The sequence below is a fragment of the Bacillus cereus group sp. BfR-BA-01453 genome (genome assembly GCF_022662915.1).
In the GTDB taxonomy this organism is placed as follows: Bacteria; Bacillota; Bacilli; order Bacillales; family Bacillaceae_G; genus Bacillus_A; species Bacillus_A paranthracis.
This window is the reverse complement of record NZ_JAKUEN010000001.1, coordinates 53,795-72,042: the sequence shown is the minus strand read 5'-3', so window position 1 is coordinate 72,042 and position 18,248 is coordinate 53,795. Positions and strand designations below refer to the sequence as shown.

The following is an 18,248-nucleotide window of genomic DNA, read 5'->3' as shown; positions in this document are numbered from 1 at the left end:
ATTTTGTTTAGAAGCTATGGTATAATATAAAAAACAAGACGGTTGAGCAGCCATGAGAGGGCTGCTTTCTTCTGTTTATTTAACATTTTACAAGAAGTGTAAAAATAGAAGATATAAAGACCTGAAAAAATAGAGAAAACAAACATATAAGCAGAGTTTTTTAGGAAGTTTTACTTATATGTAGAACACGAGGTGAAGAAATGGCAAAACAAAAGCAAAGAGGGACGAAGGCAAAGGCAAGACGTACGATAAAGCCAACTTTGTATTATGAAATCGTCGGTTTAACTCTTTTTGCACTTTCAATCATTACGATTTTACAGCTAGGCGTTGTAGGAAAATCGTTTGTGTTATTTTTTCGCTTCTTCTTTGGTGAGTGGTACATAATTGGTGTGTTAGGTGTAATAGCTTTATCCGTTTCATTCGTTATAAAACGTGGATGGCCGAACCTACTGAATAAACGGCTAATCGGTTTTTATTTAATAGTATTGGCGATATTAATGTTTAGTCATATTACATTATTTAACCTTCTTACGAAAGATGGAGCAGTGCAAAATACTTCTGTTATTGTAAGTACGAAAGATAATTTCTTTCTTGAAATGAAAAAAGGGCCAGATAGCGTTCATTTAGGTGGTGGCATGTTTGGTGCACTTATGTTCGCCACTTGTTACTTCTTATTTGACGAAGTAGGAGCTTATATTATTGGTATTATTTTAGTTATTCTCGGTATACTTTGTATAACAAATAAGCATATTGGAGAAGTGTTAGCTCCAGTTGGTAGAATTCTTAGAAGTCAATTTCAAGTGATGCAAGGGGACTATAAAGATTGGAGAGCCAAAAGAACGGCTGAACAAACAGAAAAGAAAAAAACAACAAGAAGCACAAGGAGCAAACGTGCGGCAGAACATGAAGAAATTATTGAGCCGATGGAAGAAATCTCAATTGATCCTCCGATTATTTCGAATTTCACTGAGAATTATCCTGTAAATGAAGAAGAGGATAAACGAATTGAAGTAGAGGAAGAAGAGTTAATCACTTCACCGTTTATTGAAGAGGCTCCACCAGTTGAAGAGCCGAAGAAAAAGCGTGGAGAAAAAATCGTTGAATCGCTAGAGGGGGAAACACAAGCACCTCCTATGCAATTTTCAAATGTAGAAAATAAAGATTACAAGCTTCCTGCGCTTGATATATTGAAATTTCCAAAGAATAAGCAAGTTACAAATGAAAATGCGGAAATTTATGAGAATGCTCGTAAATTAGAACGTACTTTCCAAAGCTTTGGAGTGAAAGCGAAAGTAACAAAAGTACATAGAGGTCCTGCAGTCACAAAATATGAAGTGTATCCTGATATGGGAGTAAAGGTAAGCAAAATCGTCGGTTTAAGTGATGATTTAGCGCTTGCTTTAGCTGCAAAGGACATTCGTATTGAAGCTCCAATTCCCGGGAAATCAGCTGTAGGGATTGAAGTTCCGAACTCAGAAGTTTCTATGGTAACACTTAGGGAAGTTCTTGATTCTAAGGCTAATAATCATCCAGAAGAGAAGTTGCTGATTGGTCTTGGACGAGATATTACAGGTGAAGCTGTATTAGCCCGCTTAAATAAAATGCCCCATTTACTAGTGGCAGGTGCTACAGGTAGCGGGAAGAGTGTATGTATTAACGGTATTATTGTTAGTATTTTAATGCGTGCAAAACCACATGAAGTAAAATTAATGATGATTGATCCGAAAATGGTAGAGTTAAATGTATATAACGGTGTGCCTCATTTGTTAACACCAGTTGTAACGGATCCGAAAAAAGCATCACAGGCATTGAAAAAAGTTGTAAGTGAAATGGAGCGTCGTTATGAGTTATTTGCTCATAGTGGCACGCGAAATATTGAAGGATATAATGATTATATAAAAGAGCATAATAATCAATCAGAAGCGAAACAACCGGAATTACCTTATATTGTCGTAATTGTGGACGAGTTAGCAGATTTAATGATGGTTGCTTCGTCGGATGTAGAGGATGCGATTATGCGTCTAGCGCAAATGGCTCGTGCTGCCGGTATTCATTTAATTATTGCAACGCAACGTCCATCAGTTGATGTAATTACGGGAGTTATTAAAGCGAATATTCCGTCACGTATTGCATTCGCTGTATCTTCTCAAACAGATTCTCGTACAATTCTTGACGGCGGTGGTGCAGAGAAACTGCTAGGTCGTGGGGATATGCTATTTATACCAATTGGTGCATCGAAGCCTGTACGTGTACAAGGTGCGTTTTTATCAGATGATGAAGTTGAGAGAGTTGTAGAATATGTTATTGGTCAGCAAAAAGCGCAATATCAAGAAGATATGATTCCGCAAGATGTTCCTGATACGAAGCAGGAAGTAGAAGATGAATTATATGATGAAGCAGTTCAGCTCGTAGTGGAAATGCAAACAGCCTCTGTTTCTATGTTGCAACGTAGGTTTAGAGTTGGTTATACCCGTGCTGCCCGATTAATTGATGCAATGGAAATGAATGGTGTAGTAGGACCGTATGAAGGTAGTAAACCACGAGAAGTGCTCATTAATGATGTACAAGAAAAAAGTTCATAAAAAAAGCCTAATTGTTTTTACAATTAGGCTTTTTTATATGCTGGTTTTGTTATATACTATATTCAGCGATAAAGAAAGGGCTTACATTTAAGGTGATTCTTTAGAATACGAATACTTTGGTGTGGTTTTTTGTGAACGTTCGATATTTAATGTAGAAAAATGTTAAATTTTGTTGACACGTATGGGAGCAAGTGGTAAGATTACTTCGAAAAGAATCACTGCCTCATATAATCTTGGAGATAAGGTCCATAAGTTTCTACCTGGCAACCATGAATTGCTAGACTATGAGGGGAAAAGTGTGTAACAAAGGATGTAAGAGATCTTTGTGCCGAACTTTTTCTCGCTATGAGGAATGTTTGTGGTGCAAAGTTTTTTTTATGCAGTAAAGAGTGAAAATTTCATCTTAAAAAATTATTAATATTTATTCGACAATTATGCCTGTTTTTAGTATTTAGCAATTTTTATTATGTTGTAAGTTGAAAAAAGAGAAAAGAAGTCTTACATCAGAGGTCGAATAATTGAAATGCGGGGGAGTCTTATGTCAGTAAAATCTGATAGTCGTCACCTATATTTACGGGTGATTGATCACATCAAAGAAAAAATTAAAGATGGGGCTTACAAAGAAAGACAAAAGTTACCATCAGAGTTTGATTTAGCGAAAGAACTTGGTGTAAGTAGAGCGACTTTAAGGGAAGCGCTGCGTATTTTAGAAGAAGAAAATGTTGTCATTCGCAGACATGGTGTAGGAACATTTGTAAATGCAAAGCCGTTATTTTCTTCTGGGATTGAGCAACTTTCTAGTATTACAGATATGATTTCTAGTGTGGGGAAAACACCAGGAACTATCTTTTTATCATCATCTACAACAAGTTTAACAGAAGAAGAAAAAGAGAAGTTTAATAGTGAAGATGGTTTTAATGCAGTGATGATTGAGCGTGTGCGTACAGCAGATGGGGAACCTGTTGTATATTGTATCGATAAACTTGCAAAAGAGATATTGCCAGATTTATCGGGATACAACGAAGAATCATTGCTTACAGTGATACATAACAATACGCACAAACGTATCACATACGCAGTTGCTCACATTGAGCCGATTGGCTATCATCCGAAAATCTCACCGATTTTGGAATGTGAACCAGAAACGGCACTGCTAGTGTTAAAACAAATGCACTATGATCAAAATGATGAGCCAATCTTATATTCTATCAATTACTTTAGAGCTGATAAGTTTAGCTTCCACGTATTAAGAAAACGTATGTAGGTGAGTTCCTTTTTAGGGAGGTGACAGCAAGAAGTTAGGGACAGCGGCGTATAAAAAAATAGACAAATCATTTCAGGAGGGGTTTCTAGTATGAAGAAAAAAACAGGTCTTTTATTATCATTAACATTAGCAGCAAGTGCGGTGTTAGGTGCATGTGGTAACTCGGATAAAGCGAGTAGCGACAAAAAAGAGTTTAAGGTTGGTATGGTTACAGATGTTGGGGGCGTTGATGACAAATCATTTAACCAATCAGCTTGGGAAGGTTTAACGAAGTTCGGTAAAGACAATGACTTAAAGAAAAATGAAGGATATCGTTATCTTCAATCTAGTAAAGATGCGGATTATATCCCGAATTTAACGAAATTTGCGAAAGATCATTATAACACAACATTTGGTATTGGTTACTTAATGGAAAAATCAATTGCAAAGGTAGCTGAACAATATCCAAAAGAGCAATTTGCGATTGTAGATACAGTTGTAGAGAAGCCAAACGTAACAAGTATTACATTTAAAGACCATGAAGGTTCATTCCTAGTTGGTGCTGTAGCAGCGATGACGACAAAATCAAATAAAGTTGGGTTTGTTGGTGGTGTAAAAAGCCCATTAATTACAAAATTTGAATCAGGCTTTAAAGCTGGTGCAAAAGCAGTAAATCCAAATATCGAAATCGTATCACAATATGCTGATGCATTTGATAAACCAGAAAAAGGCTCTGTATTAGCTTCAGCAATGTACGGTGGTGGAGTTGACGTAATTTATCATGCTTCAGGTGCAACTGGTAACGGTGTATTCACAGAAGCGAAAAACCGTAAGAAAAAAGGTGAAAACGTTTGGGTAATCGGTGTTGACCGTGACCAAAATCAAGAAGGTATGCCTGAAAACGTAACTTTAACATCAATGGTAAAACGTGTTGATATTGCAGTAGCAAAAGTAGCACAAGAAGCGAAAGATGGTAAATTAAAAGGCGGTAAAGTAGAAGAATTCGGATTAAAAGATGACGGTGTTGGTATTGCGAAATCTACTGACAATGTGAAAAAAGTAAATCCAGAAATCTTAACAAAAGTAGAAGAGCTTGAGAAGAAAATCACTGACGGTGAAATTAAAGTCCCTGCAACTGACGAAGAATATAAAACATATGAAGCTTCTCTAAAGAAATAATAATAGAGAAATAGCAAAGGTTAGTTCGTAGAACTAACCTTTGCATATATAAAAATACTTTTAATAGAGTGTAATTAGGGAGTGTTCCCTGCTAAAAGGAGGAACAAAATGGAATACGTAATTGAGATGAACAATATTACAAAAGTATTCCCAGGCATTGTAGCGAATGACGATATTACGCTGCAAGTAAAACAGGGAGAAATACATGCTTTACTTGGAGAAAATGGTGCAGGGAAATCCACATTGATGAATGTACTATTTGGTTTGTACCAACCAGAACAAGGTGAAATTAAAATTAAAGGAAAACCTGTAAAAATTACAAATCCGAATATAGCAAATGACCTTGGTATTGGGATGGTCCATCAGCATTTTATGCTTGTTCATAATTTTACAGTTACAGAGAATATTATTCTTGGAAATGAGCCGAAGAAAAACGGGAAAATTGCTGTTGAAGAAGCGGCAAAAGAAATTAAGCAATTATCTGAACAGTATGGTTTGGCTGTTGATCCACATGCGAAAATTGAAGATATTTCTGTTGGGATGCAGCAAAGGGTTGAAATATTAAAGACTCTTTATCGTGGTGCTGAGATTTTAATATTTGATGAGCCAACCGCGGTGTTAACTCCTCAAGAAATTCATGAGTTGATTCAAATTATGAAAAAGCTTGTGCAAGAGGGGAAATCTATCATCCTTATTACACATAAGTTAAAAGAAATTATGGAAGTTTGCGATCGTTGTACAATTATTCGTAAAGGTAAGGGGATTGGTACTGTTGATGTAGCGGAAACGGATGAGCATAAACTTGCAGAGTTAATGGTCGGACGTCAAGTGAATTTTAAAACAGAAAAAATAGAAGCTAAACCAATGGAAGAAGTACTATCTATTGCAAACCTAATTGTTCATGATACGCGCAAGTTACCTGCTGTAAAAGGCCTTGACTTAACTGTTCGTGCAGGAGAAATCGTTGGGATTGCAGGGATTGATGGAAATGGTCAAAGTGAATTAATAGAGGCGATTACTGGTTTACGAAAAGTTGAGTCAGGTTCTATTGCAATTAAAGGAAAAGAAATAACGAATTGGCCTGTTCGAAGAATAACAGAAGAGGGGATTGGTCATATTCCTGAAGACCGCCATAAACACGGACTTGTTCTCGATTTTTCTGTTCGGGACAATATTGTTTTACAAACATACTATAAAAATCCATTTTCAAAGAAAGGGATTTTAAATTTTAGTAAAATTACAGAAAAAGCGAAAGCACTTATTGAACAGTTTGATGTACGTACACCTAGTGAACAAACGTTAGCTCGTGCTCTATCTGGTGGAAACCAACAAAAGGCAATTATTGCACGTGAGGTAGATCGTAATCCAGATTTATTAATTGCAGCACAGCCGACACGTGGTTTAGATGTAGGTGCGATTGAATTTATTCATAAAAAATTAATTGAGCAGAGAGATAATGGTAAGGCAGTATTGCTTTTATCTTTAGAACTGGATGAAATTTTAAATGTAAGCGATCGAGTGGCTGTTATATATGAAGGGAAAATTGTAGCGATTGTCGATGCGAAAGAAACAAATGAACAACAGCTTGGATTATTAATGGCCGGCGGGACAGGGAAAGAGAAGGTGAACACAAATGGCTAAAAAATTTTTAACAGAACGAACAATTAATATTTTAGTACCTGTGTTATCCGTAGTTTTCGGTTTACTTGTTGGTGCCATTGTAATGTTAGTTAGTGGATATGATCCAATTGTTGGATATGCCGCGCTTTGGGAAGGGATGGTTGGCAATCCACAAGCTATCGGTGAGACGTTGCGTACGATGATTCCGCTTGTATTAGCTGGTCTTTCAGTAGCATTTGCATTTCGTACAGGTCTTTTCAATATTGGGGTGGAAGGACAGTTATTAGTTGGGTGGCTCGCTGCTGTTTGGTTTGGATATGCAGTGTCGTTACCAGCAATTTTGCATATTCCGTTATCTATTTTAGTGGCGGCAATTGTCGGCGGTTTATGGGGTTTTATACCTGGATATTTAAAAGGGAAACTTAAAGTAAATGAAGTAATTGTTACAATTATGATGAACTACATTGCACTTTATGTTACGTATGATCTTATTAAACGTTTTATCCACGAAGGTAATGAAAAATCTTATGACGTACAAGCAAGTGCTTCGTTAGCTTCTGATTGGTTATCTTCATTGACAGATGGATCTCGTTTACACTGGGGAATTGTTGTGGCTATTATCATTGCGATTGTAATGTGGTTCTTATTAGATAGAACAACGTTAGGGTATGAATTAAAATCGGTTGGTTTTAACCAAAATGCCTCTCAATACGCAGGAATGAAAGTATCGCGTAATGTTGTATTATCAATGACAATTGCTGGTGCTTTTGCAGGAATTGGTGGAGCTATGGAAGGATTAGGGACATTCCAAAGTATGACAGCAATGTCTTCGTTTACTGGTATTGGATTTGATGGGATTGCGGTAGCACTTTTAGGCGGAAATAATCCATTTGGTATACTATTAGCGGCTTTACTGTTTGGTGGTTTGAAAAGTGCAGCACCACAAATGAATTTCGAAGCAGATGTACCTTCGGAGTTAATTAACGTTATTATTGCATGTATTATTTTCTTTGTAGCGTGCAGTTATGTTTTACGCTGGGCACTTACACGCATGAGCAAGGAGGGGAAATAAATGAGCTTTTTAGATATTTTAGCCATTCTTGTGACGGGTACGTTATATACGGCAGCGCCACTTATTTTTACGGCGTTAGGTGGAGTGTTCAGTGAACGTTCTGGAGTTGTAAATATAGCGTTAGAAGGTTTAATGTTATTTGGTGCATTTATTGGTATTGTTACAACGTTATTAATGGGTGATACGTGGGGATCGATGACTCCTTGGATTGCATTATTATTTGCAGCAATTGGTAGTGGATTGTTTGCACTTCTTCACGCAGTAGCATCCATTACATTCCGTGCAGATCAAGTAGTGAGCGGAGTAGCAATTAACTTCTTAGCACTTGGTTTAACAGTATTTGCGATTAAGAAAATCTTTGGCAAAGGACAAACTGATTTCATTCAATACCGCATTGAAAAAATCGATGTTCCGGGTCTTTCGGATATTCCGGTAATCGGAAAAATCTTTTTCTCTAATGTACCGTTAACATCATATATTGCTATTATTTTAGCGTTTGTCGTTTGGTATATCATTTATAAAACGCCGTTCGGTCTTCGTCTTCGTGCGGTTGGTGAGCATCCAATGGCAGCGGATACGATGGGGATTAACGTATATAAAATGCGTTATATTGCAGTTGCTATATCTGGAATGTTTGCAGGAGTTGGTGGAGCGGTCTTCGCTATGTCGATTTCTGGTAACTTCTCAGGTGCTACAATTACTGGACAAGGTTTCTTGGCGTTAGCAGCAATGATTTTCGGTAAATGGAATCCACTCGGTGCTCTTGGAGCGGCTCTGTTCTTCGGATTTGCTCAATCATTAGGAATAACAGGCGGTACAATTCCAGTACTAAAAGAAATTCCAAGTGTATTCTTAACGATATTGCCGTATGTATTCACAATATTAGCGCTTGTTGGTTTTGTAGGTCGTTCTGAAGCTCCGAAAGCATTAGGAACTCCTTATGAAAAAGGAAAACGATAAGTATAAAAAAAGCTCGCACATTAGTGCGGGCTTTTTTACATAGACTATATTTAATACGGAATTTTACTATGTTCCTTACATATTACAGTTTTTAGAAAGGGCCTAATGTAAGTATAGTGAGGAAGAAAAGTTGATTTTTTATTTCTAAAAACTGTATATTGAAGAGGAATATTCCTATATACGTAAAGGAGGGCTATAAATGAAACTGATGGAACAACAGTTACATGAGCTAGGTGGTTTACGAGTACATATTATTCCAACTGATAAATATAAAACAAATACATTTGTATTTCGTTTGAAAGCACCTTTAAATGAGGAGACGGTGACAGAGCGTGCCCTATTGCCATACGTATTGCAAAGTGCGACGGAAAAGCTTCCTTCTGTAATTCGTCTTCGTCAATATTTAGAAGAATTATACGGATCTTCTTTGGCAGTAGATGTAAGTAAAAAAGGAGAAGACCATATCATCTCTATTTATGTAGACATTGCAAATGAAGTATATTTACATGATGCACCACCGTTATTTGAAAAAGCGCTTTCTATGTTATCGGATATCGTTTTACATCCAGCGAAAGAGGGGAATGGTTTTTTGCCTTCTATTGTAGAAAGTGAAAAGAGAGCGCTCTTACAACGAATTGAAGCGACGTATGATGATAAAATGCGTTATGCAAACGAGCGTTTAATTGAAGAAATGTGCAAAGTAGAACCATATCGTTTAAGCGCAAATGGGAAAAAAGAGAGTGTTTCTTCTATTACAAATGAAAGTTTGTATCAATATTATCAAAAAGTGTTAGCGGAAGATGAAATGGACCTATACATTATTGGTGATATTTCAGAAAACGCAGTTGATCTTGTAAGTAAGTATTTTTCTATTTCAGCACGTCCTGTGAGGGAAAGAAATGTACTTCTTCATAAGAGAAATAATGAAGAAAAAGAAGTTGTGGAAAAACAAGAATTAAAACAAAGTAAATTACACATCGGATATCGTACATTTATTACGTATAAAGACGAAGATTATTTTGCGCTGCAATTGTTCAATGGATTGTTTGGAGGATTTTCTCATTCGAAGTTATTCGTTAATGTTCGTGAAAAAAATAGTTTAGCGTACTATGCAGCATCTCGCTTTGAAAGTCATAAAGGTTTATTATTTGTCATGTCAGGAATCGAAGCGAAAAATTATGAAAAAGCGGTTGAGATTATTAAAGAGCAAATGCTTGCAATGCAAAATGGTGATTTTTCTGAAGAAGAGATGCATCAAACGAAAAGTGTCATTCAAAATCAAATATTAGAAGCAATTGATACACCGCGCGGATTTGTGGAAATGCTGTATCATGGTATTATTTCAAATCGTACGCGTCCGGTTGAAGAATGGCTTACAGGCATTGAAAGTGTGACGAAAGAAGAGATCGTAAAAGTTGCTAAAAATATTGAACTAGATACAATTTACTTTTTACACGGAACGGAGGGAGAATAAATGGAGAAAATTGTTTATGAGCAATTAAAAGAGACACTCTATTATGAAAAACTTCCTAATGGATTAGATGTATATATTTTACCGAAGCAAGGATTTAATAAAACATTTGCAACGTTTACGACAAAATATGGTTCTGTGGATAATACATTCGTACCACTAGGTAAAGAAGAAATGATTCGTGTACCTGATGGGATTGCTCATTTTCTTGAGCATAAATTATTTGAAAAAGAAGATCATGACGCTTTCCAATTGTTTAGTAAACAAGGGGCATCCGCGAATGCTTTCACGTCTTTCACAAGAACAGCTTATCTTTTTTCGTGTACATCAAATGTAGAACAAAATTTAAATACATTGTTAAACTTCGTACAAGAGCCTTACTTTTCTGAAAAAACAGTTGAAAAAGAGAAGGGTATTATCGGGCAAGAAATTCAAATGTATCAAGATAATCCAGATTGGCGCTTATACTTTGGATTAATAGATAGTTTATTTGTAAAGCACCCGATTAAAATTGATATTGCGGGTACAATCGAGTCTATTAGTAAAATTACGAAAGACCTACTATATGAATGTTATGAAACGTTTTATCATCCAAGCAATATGTTAATGTTTGTTGTAGGGGCAATTGATCCAGAGAAAACGATGGATTTGATACGTGAAAATCAAGCGGAAAAAGATTATAAAAACCAACCAGAAATAATACGTTCATTCGAAGAAGAACCAGATGAGGTAAATGAAAAGAAGAAAATTATTTCAATGCCTGTACAAACTCCGAAATGTTTAGTTGGTATTAAAGCGACAAACTTAAAAGAAAAAGGGGAAGCCCTTTTAAAACAAGAAATTGCGCTTACGTTACTTTTAGATTATTTATTTGGGAAAAGCTCCGTTCATTACGAATCTTTATATAATGAAGGGCTCATTGATGATTCGTTCTCGTATGATTATACAGAAGAGAATAACTTCGGTTTTGCAATGGTTGGCGGCGATACGAAGCAACCTGATGAGCTGGAAGAGCGTTTGAAAGGTATTTTATTAAATACAAATTATGATCAATTAGATGAGGTGGCATTAGAACGAGTAAAGAAAAAGAAAATAGGTGGCTTTTTACGTTCCTTGAATTCACCGGAATATATTGCAAATCAATTTACACGATATGCGTTTAATGAATCGAGTCTGTTTGATGCATTGACTGTATTAGAAAGTTTAACTGTTCAAGATTTACAAGAAGTAGCTCAATTACTGTCATCAGAAGAGAAAATGAGTGTTTGTCAAGTTTTACCGAAAAAATAAAAGGTTTCATAATAATACCCTCATCTTATCATTGATAAATTGTAAGATGAGGGTATTATTTATTTGTAGGGAAAAGATTTTGTTGAGATAAGAGAGGAATTGTATGAAAAAGTATGCATTAGTAACTGGAGGGAGCGGAGGGATTGGCTCTGCTATTTCGAAACAATTAATTCAAGATGGATATACAGTATATGTTCATTATAATAACAGTGAAGAGAAAGTGAATGAGTTGCAGAAAGAATGGGGTGAAGTAATTCCTGTTCAAGCGAATTTAGCTTCTACTGATGGAGCAGAGCAATTGTGGAAACAAATTGAACATCCTCTTGATGTTATCGTATATGCAGCTGGGAAGAGTATTTTTGGACTCGTAACAGATGTAACGAACGATGAATTGAATGATATGGTAGAACTTCAAGTGAAGAGTATCTATAAATTATTATCGATGGCATTGCCATCTATGATTCAACGGAGAAGCGGTAATATTGTACTTGTTTCATCTATATGGGGACAAATTGGCGCGTCATGTGAAGTGCTTTACTCGATGGTAAAAGGTGCGCAAAATTCATATGTGAAAGCTTTAGCAAAAGAGGTTTCATTAAGTGGAATAAGAGTGAACGCGGTGGCGCCAGGTGCAATTGAAACGGAAATGTTAAACGTATTTTCAGAAGAGGATAAGAATGAAATTGCGGAAGAGATTCCGTTAGGACGATTAGGATTACCGGAAGAAGTAGCGAAAACAGTGTCATTTCTTGTATCTCCAGGTGCATCTTATATAACGGGACAAATTATCGGAGTGAACGGCGGTTGGCATTGCTAAAAATTTCTTACATAAAAAATGAAAAACTGTACAAATTAAGCATGATTCTATTACTAAGTAGTGAGGTGCTTACACATGTCAGTTTTAGATAATTTTGATCAATGGAAGAGCTTTTTAGGAGAACGTTTAGAGCAAGCGCAAGGAAAAGGTCTTGATGGTGGTGCTGTATCAGATATGGCATTTCGTGTTGGTGACTATTTAGCGAATGAAGTAGAAGCACGCAACGATCAAGAGAAATTATTAGCTGAGCTTTGGAAAGTTGCTGACGAACAAGAGCAGCATACAATCGCAAACTTAATGGTAAAGTTTGTACAACATAAGTAAAAAATAGAGAGGGGATTCTCCTCTCTATTTTTTTGTATAATAATTGAAAGGGATAGATTATACATTTAGCTTCCCTATTAAGGTGAAATCATATAATATAGTACGTAGGTGTAAAGTAAGCAAGGGGAGTGATCTTGGATGATTGAATGGTATTTTGAATATGAAATACATAAAAACCGACCTGGCTTGCTTGGTGACGTTTCTTCGTTAATCGGTATGCTCGGCATTAATATTGTCACAATTAATGGTGTAGATAATGCAAGGCGTGGATTACTCCTTATGTGTGATAATCAAGAGCAAATCTCTAGACTAGAATCAATTTTAAATACGATGGATAACATAACGGTAACGAAATATCGTCCGCCAAAGCTAAGAGATAAGCTAGCGGTTAGACATGGTAGGTACATACAACGAGATGCAGATGATAAGAAGACATTTCGGTTTGTGCGTGATGAATTAGGGTTACTTGTAGACTTTATGGCTGAAATAATGAAAAAAGAAGGCCATAAGCTAATTGGTATACGAGGAATGCCTCGTGTTGGAAAAACAGAATCCATTGTTGCCGCAAGTGTTTGTGCAAATAAAAGATGGTTATTTGTATCGTCTACTCTTATTAAGCAAACTGTTCGTAGTCAATTGATTGAAGATGAGTATAGCGACGACAATATTTTCATCTTAGATGGAATCGTGTCAACAAAGCGTGCTAACGAAAGGCATTGGCAGCTTGTTCGTGAAATTATGAGATTGCCTGCAACGAAAGTTGTGGAACATCCTGACGTATTTGTGAGTCAGTCAGAATACACATTGGATGATTTTGATTATATTATCGAGTTGCGTAACGATTATGATGAAGAAATTCAATATAATTTAGTAGATGAAATTGAGCAAGGTACGCAAAATAATTTCTCTATGTTTGACTTTTAAAGAAATATTGAGGTGTTAGTAGTGACAGAATTAGGACAAAAGCTGAAAGAAGCAAGAGGAACGAAAGGCTTGTCTATTGATCAGCTGCATGAGATTACAAAAATTCAAAAACGCCATTTAGTAGCGATTGAGGAAGGCAATTATGATGTATTGCCAGGAGCTTTTTATGCGCGTGCATTCATTAAACAATACGCAGATGCGGTTGGATTAAATGGAGAAGAACTGCTTGTGGAATATCAGAGTACGATACCGCAATCTGAAAAACGTGACGTTCCACAAGTATCAACTGGACAAAAAACACAAGAAACAATGCAAAAGTCTTCATCATGGCCAATTGCAGATCATATGCCAAAAATCTTAGTTGCGCTGTTAGTTATTGCAATTGGAGTAGTAATTTGGTTTGTTTTCCAAGCGTTGACTGGAAAAGATGATGAGAAAGTTCCGAATGCTCAAAGCGAGAAAATTGAAGTTAAAAAAGCGGAAAACTCTCCGTTAGATACGAAAAAAGATGAAGTGAAAGCGGAAGAGCCAAAGAAAGAGGAACCAAAGAAAGAAGAACCGAAGAAAGAGGAACAACCAGCACAGCCAACTGGACAACAAGAAATCAAAGTAGTTGGGACAACTGGTAAGGAGTCCACTTTGGAAATTCATAACAATAAAACGTTAGAATTAGAAATTACAACAAAAGGTGCAAGTTATGTAGGTATTAAAAATGAGGCAGGAAATGATATCTTTAGTGGAACAATAGAGGAAGGTCAAACTCAAAAATATGATTTATCAACAGCGAAAGTGGTAAACCTTAATATAGGAAGTGCACCGAATGTTGAATTTAAATTAAATGGCCAAGTGGTTACATTCCCGTTGAATCCAGAAGAGAATTATCATCAAAAATTCTTGATTAAAAATCTAGGGATAGAGCAACCTGCACAATAACAGTCATCGCTTCGATGACTTTTTTCAATGAACAAATGTTTTTGATATGATGGAGGAATAGCTGTGAATTTACCAAATAAAATTACGATATCTAGAATCTGCTTAATTCCAATTTTTATGGTAATTATGTTAGCACCCTTTGATTGGGGTTCATACACAATTGGTGATGTTGATTTACCAATTCAACATTTAGTAGGAGCGATTATCTTTATTGTTGCTTCGGCTACAGATTGGATTGATGGACATTACGCAAGAAAGTATAATCTTGTAACGAATTTAGGAAAGTTCCTTGACCCGTTAGCTGATAAATTACTTGTTTCAGCAGCACTTATCACGTTAGTTGAGATGCAATACGTACCTGCTTGGATCGTTATTGTTATTATAAGCCGTGAGTTTGCGGTAACTGGTTTACGTCTTGTACTTGCTGGAACAGGGGAAGTAGTTGCGGCAAATCAACTAGGGAAAATTAAGACATGGACACAAATCATCGCGATTGCGGCATACTTATTACACGATGTACCTTTAAATTTAATCCATATTCCAGTTGCTGATATCTTTATATGGATTGCATTAATTTTTACTGTTATTTCAGGATGGGATTATTTCTGGAAAAATAGAGCTGCTTTTGTAAACTCAAAATAGAAGTTTATGGGGGAATTGGGATGAACGCTGAAATCATTGCGGTTGGAACAGAATTATTACTTGGACAAATTGCAAATACGAACGCCCAGTTTTTGTCTGAAAAGTTAGCTTCAATTGGAATTAACGTGTACTACCATACTGTAGTTGGTGATAATAACAAGCGACTGCAGCAGGCGATTGAAGTAGCAGAGGAACGTGCGGATATGCTCATTTTCACAGGTGGATTAGGACCGACAAAAGATGATTTAACGAAGGAAACAATTGCGTCTAGCTTAGGGGAAGAGCTTGTATATGACGAAAATGCATTAGCATTAATAAGCAATTATTTTAAGCGTACAGGTCGTGAGTTCACTGAAAATAATAAAAAGCAGGCACTCGTTTTGAATGGAGCAAATGTGTTTGCAAATGATCACGGTATGGCACCTGGTATGGGATTAAATAAGAACGGAAAAGTTTATATTTTATTACCAGGACCACCGAAAGAAATGAAACCAATGTATGTAAGTTATGTGGAGCCTTTTTTACGTAACTTTACAACAGGAGAAAACATTTATTCTCGCGTGCTTCGCTTTTTCGGAATTGGGGAATCTCAATTAGAGGTGAAAGTTCAAGATTTAATTGATGGACAAACGAATCCGACAATTGCCCCGCTTGCGAATGATGGAGAAGTGACATTACGTTTAACTGCTAAACATCAAAATGCTCATGAAGCGGAGAAACTCATTCAGCATGTGGAAGATTTGATTTTAGAAAGAGTAGGAGAATTTTTCTACGGGTATGACCAAGAGTTTCTGCATTATAAGGCGATAGAGTTATTGAAGAAAAAAGGATTGACTTTAGCGTGTGCGGAAAGTTTAACAGGTGGTCTCTTCGGTAATCAAGTAACAGAAAGTGCTGGTGTGTCTTCCGTATTTAAAGGCGGTGTCATTTGTTATCATAATGACGTAAAGCAGCATGTTTTACATGTACCTGAGGAAGTGTTGTTTACTGACGGTGCAGTTAGTAAAGAATGTGCTCGTTATCTTGCTGAAAATGTTAAAGAATTATTAGAAGCGGATATCGGGATTAGTTTCACTGGGGTAGCAGGACCGGATGCTTCAGAACATAAAGAACCGGGAACAGTATTTGTTGGATTGGCGATTAAAGATGAACCAACTGTAGTCTTTCCTCTTAATTTAAGTGGAAGTCGCCAACAAATTAGAGAACGCTCAGCGAAATATGGATTTTATCATTTATATAAAAAGCTAGAAGAAATATAAGTTTCTTCTAGCTTTTTTAATGGTTAAATGCAGTTCTATTTAATGGAAAATAAAAAAATCGAATAAATGTTCGATTTTTGTTGGCAAATTGAATTGAAAATAGGTATAATAAGATTAGCAATTCAGTTAAGGAGGAATTTTGAATGAGTGATCGTCAAGCAGCGTTAGATATGGCGTTAAAACAAATAGAGAAGCAATTCGGTAAAGGTTCAATTATGAAATTAGGAGAACAAGCAGAGCGTAAAGTTTCTACGGTTTCTAGTGGTTCTTTAGCACTTGATGTGGCATTAGGGGTAGGCGGATACCCACGCGGCCGTATTATCGAAATTTACGGACCTGAAAGTTCAGGTAAAACAACAGTTTCATTACACGCAATTGCAGAAGTACAGCGCCAAGGTGGACAAGCAGCGTTCATCGATGCTGAGCATGCAATGGATCCTGTATATGCACAAAAACTAGGTGTTAACATCGATGAATTACTATTATCACAACCTGATACAGGGGAGCAAGGTTTAGAAATCGCAGAAGCACTTGTACGAAGTGGTGCGGTTGATATTATCGTAATTGACTCTGTAGCAGCTCTTGTACCAAAAGCTGAGATTGAAGGAGACATGGGTGACTCACACGTAGGTTTACAAGCTCGTCTAATGTCTCAAGCACTTCGTAAACTTTCAGGTGCAATCAATAAATCAAAAACAATCGCAATCTTTATTAACCAAATTCGTGAAAAAGTTGGGGTTATGTTCGGAAATCAACTACAAGTTGCTTAATCGTAAAGATTAAGGAGTTTACCATGGGTTTCCCTTGCTAGTGATAGCATGTTAAAAACCTTGTGAACCTTATTGCCTAAGGGTGTAACTATCCATATAGTTGCTAACGGTGAAGCCCACCATTATTTAGGGTAATACCGTGCCAAGCTCCATAGTGATATGGGGAAGGTGTAGAGACTACCGAAAAGAACTTTTAGTTAACTGAGTAGGGTACGGCAGATGATAGGCTACTGCTGGAAGTGCAAGGCTCTCTGTAAAGAGATGAAGAGATAGTCCGGACTATAGAGATGGAAAATCTATAGATAGTGCCAGAAACAACTCCAGGTGGTCGTGCATTGAAGTTCTATTCAACTGTTCGTCTTGAAGTGCGTCGTGCGGAGCAATTAAAACAAGGTAACGACATTGTTGGTAATAAAACAAAAGTAAAAGTAGTTAAAAATAAAGTGGCACCACCATTCCGTGTTGCGGAAGTTGATATTATGTACGGAGAAGGTATTTCAAGAGAAGGTGAAATCTTAGATATGGCTTCTGAACTTGATATCGTTCAAAAGAGCGGTGCTTGGTACTCTTATAATGAAGAACGCTTAGGACAAGGTCGTGAAAATTCGAAGCAGTTCTTAAAAGAAAATACGGATTTAAGAGAAGAAATTGCCTTCTTTATTCGTGAGCATCACGGAATTAGCGAAGATTCAGGTGCTGAAGATATGGAAGATCCAAGTCTTCTTGATTAAAGTGGGATAAAAGACACGGCTTCGTGTCTTTTATTTTTGTATCATTATGAAAGCGTTGTATATCGTTGGAGATAAAATATTTAATCCATCTAAAACATTATGTGTACAGAGGGATATATGCGTGTTTTACATGAATAAACTGGAATTTACTAAGGTTTTCCAGGATAATATGCTCTCTGCTTTTTAAATTCCTATATAAATTAGAGCTGAAGGTAAAGAAAGTAAAAGTAGACAACGCTTGACAATGAAAATTGCGATAGATACAATGAGAATGTATATTTTTTCTTATATACGAAACACTCTTCTCAAGAAGAGAAGTAATATTCGGAGTAAGACTTAAATCTTGCCGAAATAATAATATGACATTTTAATTGTGAAATGAAGAAAGTCCCTTAAAAAAGCGGGACGACGGTCTTTGCTGTATGTTGGTA

General features: G+C 36.4%; 14 protein-coding genes, 2 pseudogenes and 1 riboswitch. All 16 genes and pseudogenes read left to right on the top strand.

What is annotated here, in order from left to right:
* Positions 1 to 200 precede the first annotated feature (200 nt).
* On the top strand, positions 201 to 2,582 hold the full coding sequence (locus MR070_RS00315) for a DNA translocase FtsK (RefSeq protein WP_001118775.1): 2,382 nt from the start codon (positions 201 to 203) through the stop codon (positions 2,580 to 2,582).
* 203 nt (positions 2,583 to 2,785) lie between these two features.
* Positions 2,786 to 2,887, top strand: a riboswitch (purine riboswitch).
* Between the two features lie 233 nt (positions 2,888 to 3,120).
* Positions 3,121 to 3,846: a GntR family transcriptional regulator gene (locus tag MR070_RS00310; protein ID WP_000114176.1), complete on the top strand. Its 726-nt coding sequence runs from the start codon at positions 3,121 to 3,123 to the stop codon at positions 3,844 to 3,846.
* A gap of 90 nt (positions 3,847 to 3,936) precedes the next feature.
* Positions 3,937 to 5,004 (top strand): BMP family lipoprotein, encoded by a 1,068-nt coding sequence (locus MR070_RS00305; RefSeq protein WP_000730591.1) that lies wholly within the window; start codon positions 3,937 to 3,939, stop codon positions 5,002 to 5,004.
* Positions 5,005 to 5,112: 108 nt separating this feature from the next.
* Positions 5,113 to 6,645: an ABC transporter ATP-binding protein gene (locus tag MR070_RS00300; RefSeq protein WP_000456919.1), complete on the top strand. Its 1,533-nt coding sequence runs from the start codon at positions 5,113 to 5,115 to the stop codon at positions 6,643 to 6,645.
* Positions 6,638 to 7,696: an ABC transporter permease gene (locus MR070_RS00295; RefSeq protein WP_001074499.1), complete on the top strand. Its 1,059-nt coding sequence runs from the start codon at positions 6,638 to 6,640 to the stop codon at positions 7,694 to 7,696. The genes MR070_RS00300 and MR070_RS00295 overlap by 8 nt, the downstream gene beginning before the upstream one ends.
* Positions 7,697 to 8,656: an ABC transporter permease gene (locus tag MR070_RS00290; RefSeq protein ID WP_000008842.1), complete on the top strand. Its 960-nt coding sequence runs from the start codon at positions 7,697 to 7,699 to the stop codon at positions 8,654 to 8,656.
* A 199-nt stretch (positions 8,657 to 8,855) separates the two neighbouring features.
* Positions 8,856 to 10,130: an EF-P 5-aminopentanol modification-associated protein YfmF gene (gene yfmF, locus MR070_RS00285; protein ID WP_000772429.1), complete on the top strand. Its 1,275-nt coding sequence runs from the start codon at positions 8,856 to 8,858 to the stop codon at positions 10,128 to 10,130.
* Positions 10,131 to 11,417: an EF-P 5-aminopentanol modification-associated protein YfmH gene (gene yfmH / locus MR070_RS00280; RefSeq protein WP_000411943.1), complete on the top strand. Its 1,287-nt coding sequence runs from the start codon at positions 10,131 to 10,133 to the stop codon at positions 11,415 to 11,417. It abuts the gene before it with no gap.
* Positions 11,418 to 11,520: 103 nt separating this feature from the next.
* The gene (gene ymfI / locus MR070_RS00275) at positions 11,521 to 12,234 is read left to right on the top strand and encodes an elongation factor P 5-aminopentanone reductase (protein WP_000759622.1); all 714 of its coding nucleotides are present in this window, start codon (positions 11,521 to 11,523) and stop codon (positions 12,232 to 12,234) included.
* A gap of 75 nt (positions 12,235 to 12,309) precedes the next feature.
* On the top strand, positions 12,310 to 12,558 hold the full coding sequence (locus tag MR070_RS00270; protein ID WP_000114454.1) for a DUF3243 domain-containing protein: 249 nt from the start codon (positions 12,310 to 12,312) through the stop codon (positions 12,556 to 12,558).
* 138 nt (positions 12,559 to 12,696) lie between these two features.
* Positions 12,697 to 13,482, top strand: a complete 786-nt coding sequence (locus tag MR070_RS00265; RefSeq protein WP_000574107.1) for a DUF3388 domain-containing protein — start codon at positions 12,697 to 12,699, stop codon at positions 13,480 to 13,482.
* 21 nt (positions 13,483 to 13,503) lie between these two features.
* Positions 13,504 to 14,415 (top strand): helix-turn-helix domain-containing protein, encoded by a 912-nt coding sequence (locus MR070_RS00260; RefSeq protein WP_044791590.1) that lies wholly within the window; start codon positions 13,504 to 13,506, stop codon positions 14,413 to 14,415.
* A gap of 63 nt (positions 14,416 to 14,478) precedes the next feature.
* Positions 14,479 to 15,057: a CDP-diacylglycerol--glycerol-3-phosphate 3-phosphatidyltransferase gene (pgsA, locus tag MR070_RS00255; RefSeq protein ID WP_001052964.1), complete on the top strand. Its 579-nt coding sequence runs from the start codon at positions 14,479 to 14,481 to the stop codon at positions 15,055 to 15,057.
* A gap of 20 nt (positions 15,058 to 15,077) precedes the next feature.
* Positions 15,078 to 16,316, top strand: coding sequence for a competence/damage-inducible protein CinA (gene cinA, locus MR070_RS00250; RefSeq protein WP_000990725.1), 1,239 nt, complete (start codon positions 15,078 to 15,080; stop codon positions 16,314 to 16,316).
* A gap of 143 nt (positions 16,317 to 16,459) precedes the next feature.
* Positions 16,460 to 17,068 (top strand): annotated as a pseudogene (recA, locus tag MR070_RS00245) (recombinase RecA); the annotation flags it as partial.
* A 326-nt stretch (positions 17,069 to 17,394) separates the two neighbouring features.
* Positions 17,395 to 17,817 (top strand): annotated as a pseudogene (locus MR070_RS00240) (recombinase RecA family protein); the annotation flags it as partial.
* Positions 17,818 to 18,248 lie beyond the last annotated feature (431 nt).

Coding starts and splice junctions, on each gene's coding strand:
- MR070_RS00315 (WP_001118775.1), top strand. CDS start 201: ATGGCAAAACAAAAGCAAAGAGGGACGAAGGCAAAGGCAAGACGTACG.
- MR070_RS00310 (WP_000114176.1), top strand. CDS start 3,121: ATGTCAGTAAAATCTGATAGTCGTCACCTATATTTACGGGTGATTGAT.
- MR070_RS00305 (WP_000730591.1), top strand. CDS start 3,937: ATGAAGAAAAAAACAGGTCTTTTATTATCATTAACATTAGCAGCAAGT.
- MR070_RS00300 (WP_000456919.1), top strand. CDS start 5,113: ATGGAATACGTAATTGAGATGAACAATATTACAAAAGTATTCCCAGGC.
- MR070_RS00295 (WP_001074499.1), top strand. CDS start 6,638: ATGGCTAAAAAATTTTTAACAGAACGAACAATTAATATTTTAGTACCT.
- MR070_RS00290 (WP_000008842.1), top strand. CDS start 7,697: ATGAGCTTTTTAGATATTTTAGCCATTCTTGTGACGGGTACGTTATAT.
- yfmF (WP_000772429.1), top strand. CDS start 8,856: ATGAAACTGATGGAACAACAGTTACATGAGCTAGGTGGTTTACGAGTA.
- yfmH (WP_000411943.1), top strand. CDS start 10,131: ATGGAGAAAATTGTTTATGAGCAATTAAAAGAGACACTCTATTATGAA.
- ymfI (WP_000759622.1), top strand. CDS start 11,521: ATGAAAAAGTATGCATTAGTAACTGGAGGGAGCGGAGGGATTGGCTCT.
- MR070_RS00270 (WP_000114454.1), top strand. CDS start 12,310: ATGTCAGTTTTAGATAATTTTGATCAATGGAAGAGCTTTTTAGGAGAA.
- MR070_RS00265 (WP_000574107.1), top strand. CDS start 12,697: ATGATTGAATGGTATTTTGAATATGAAATACATAAAAACCGACCTGGC.
- cinA (WP_000990725.1), top strand. CDS start 15,078: ATGAACGCTGAAATCATTGCGGTTGGAACAGAATTATTACTTGGACAA.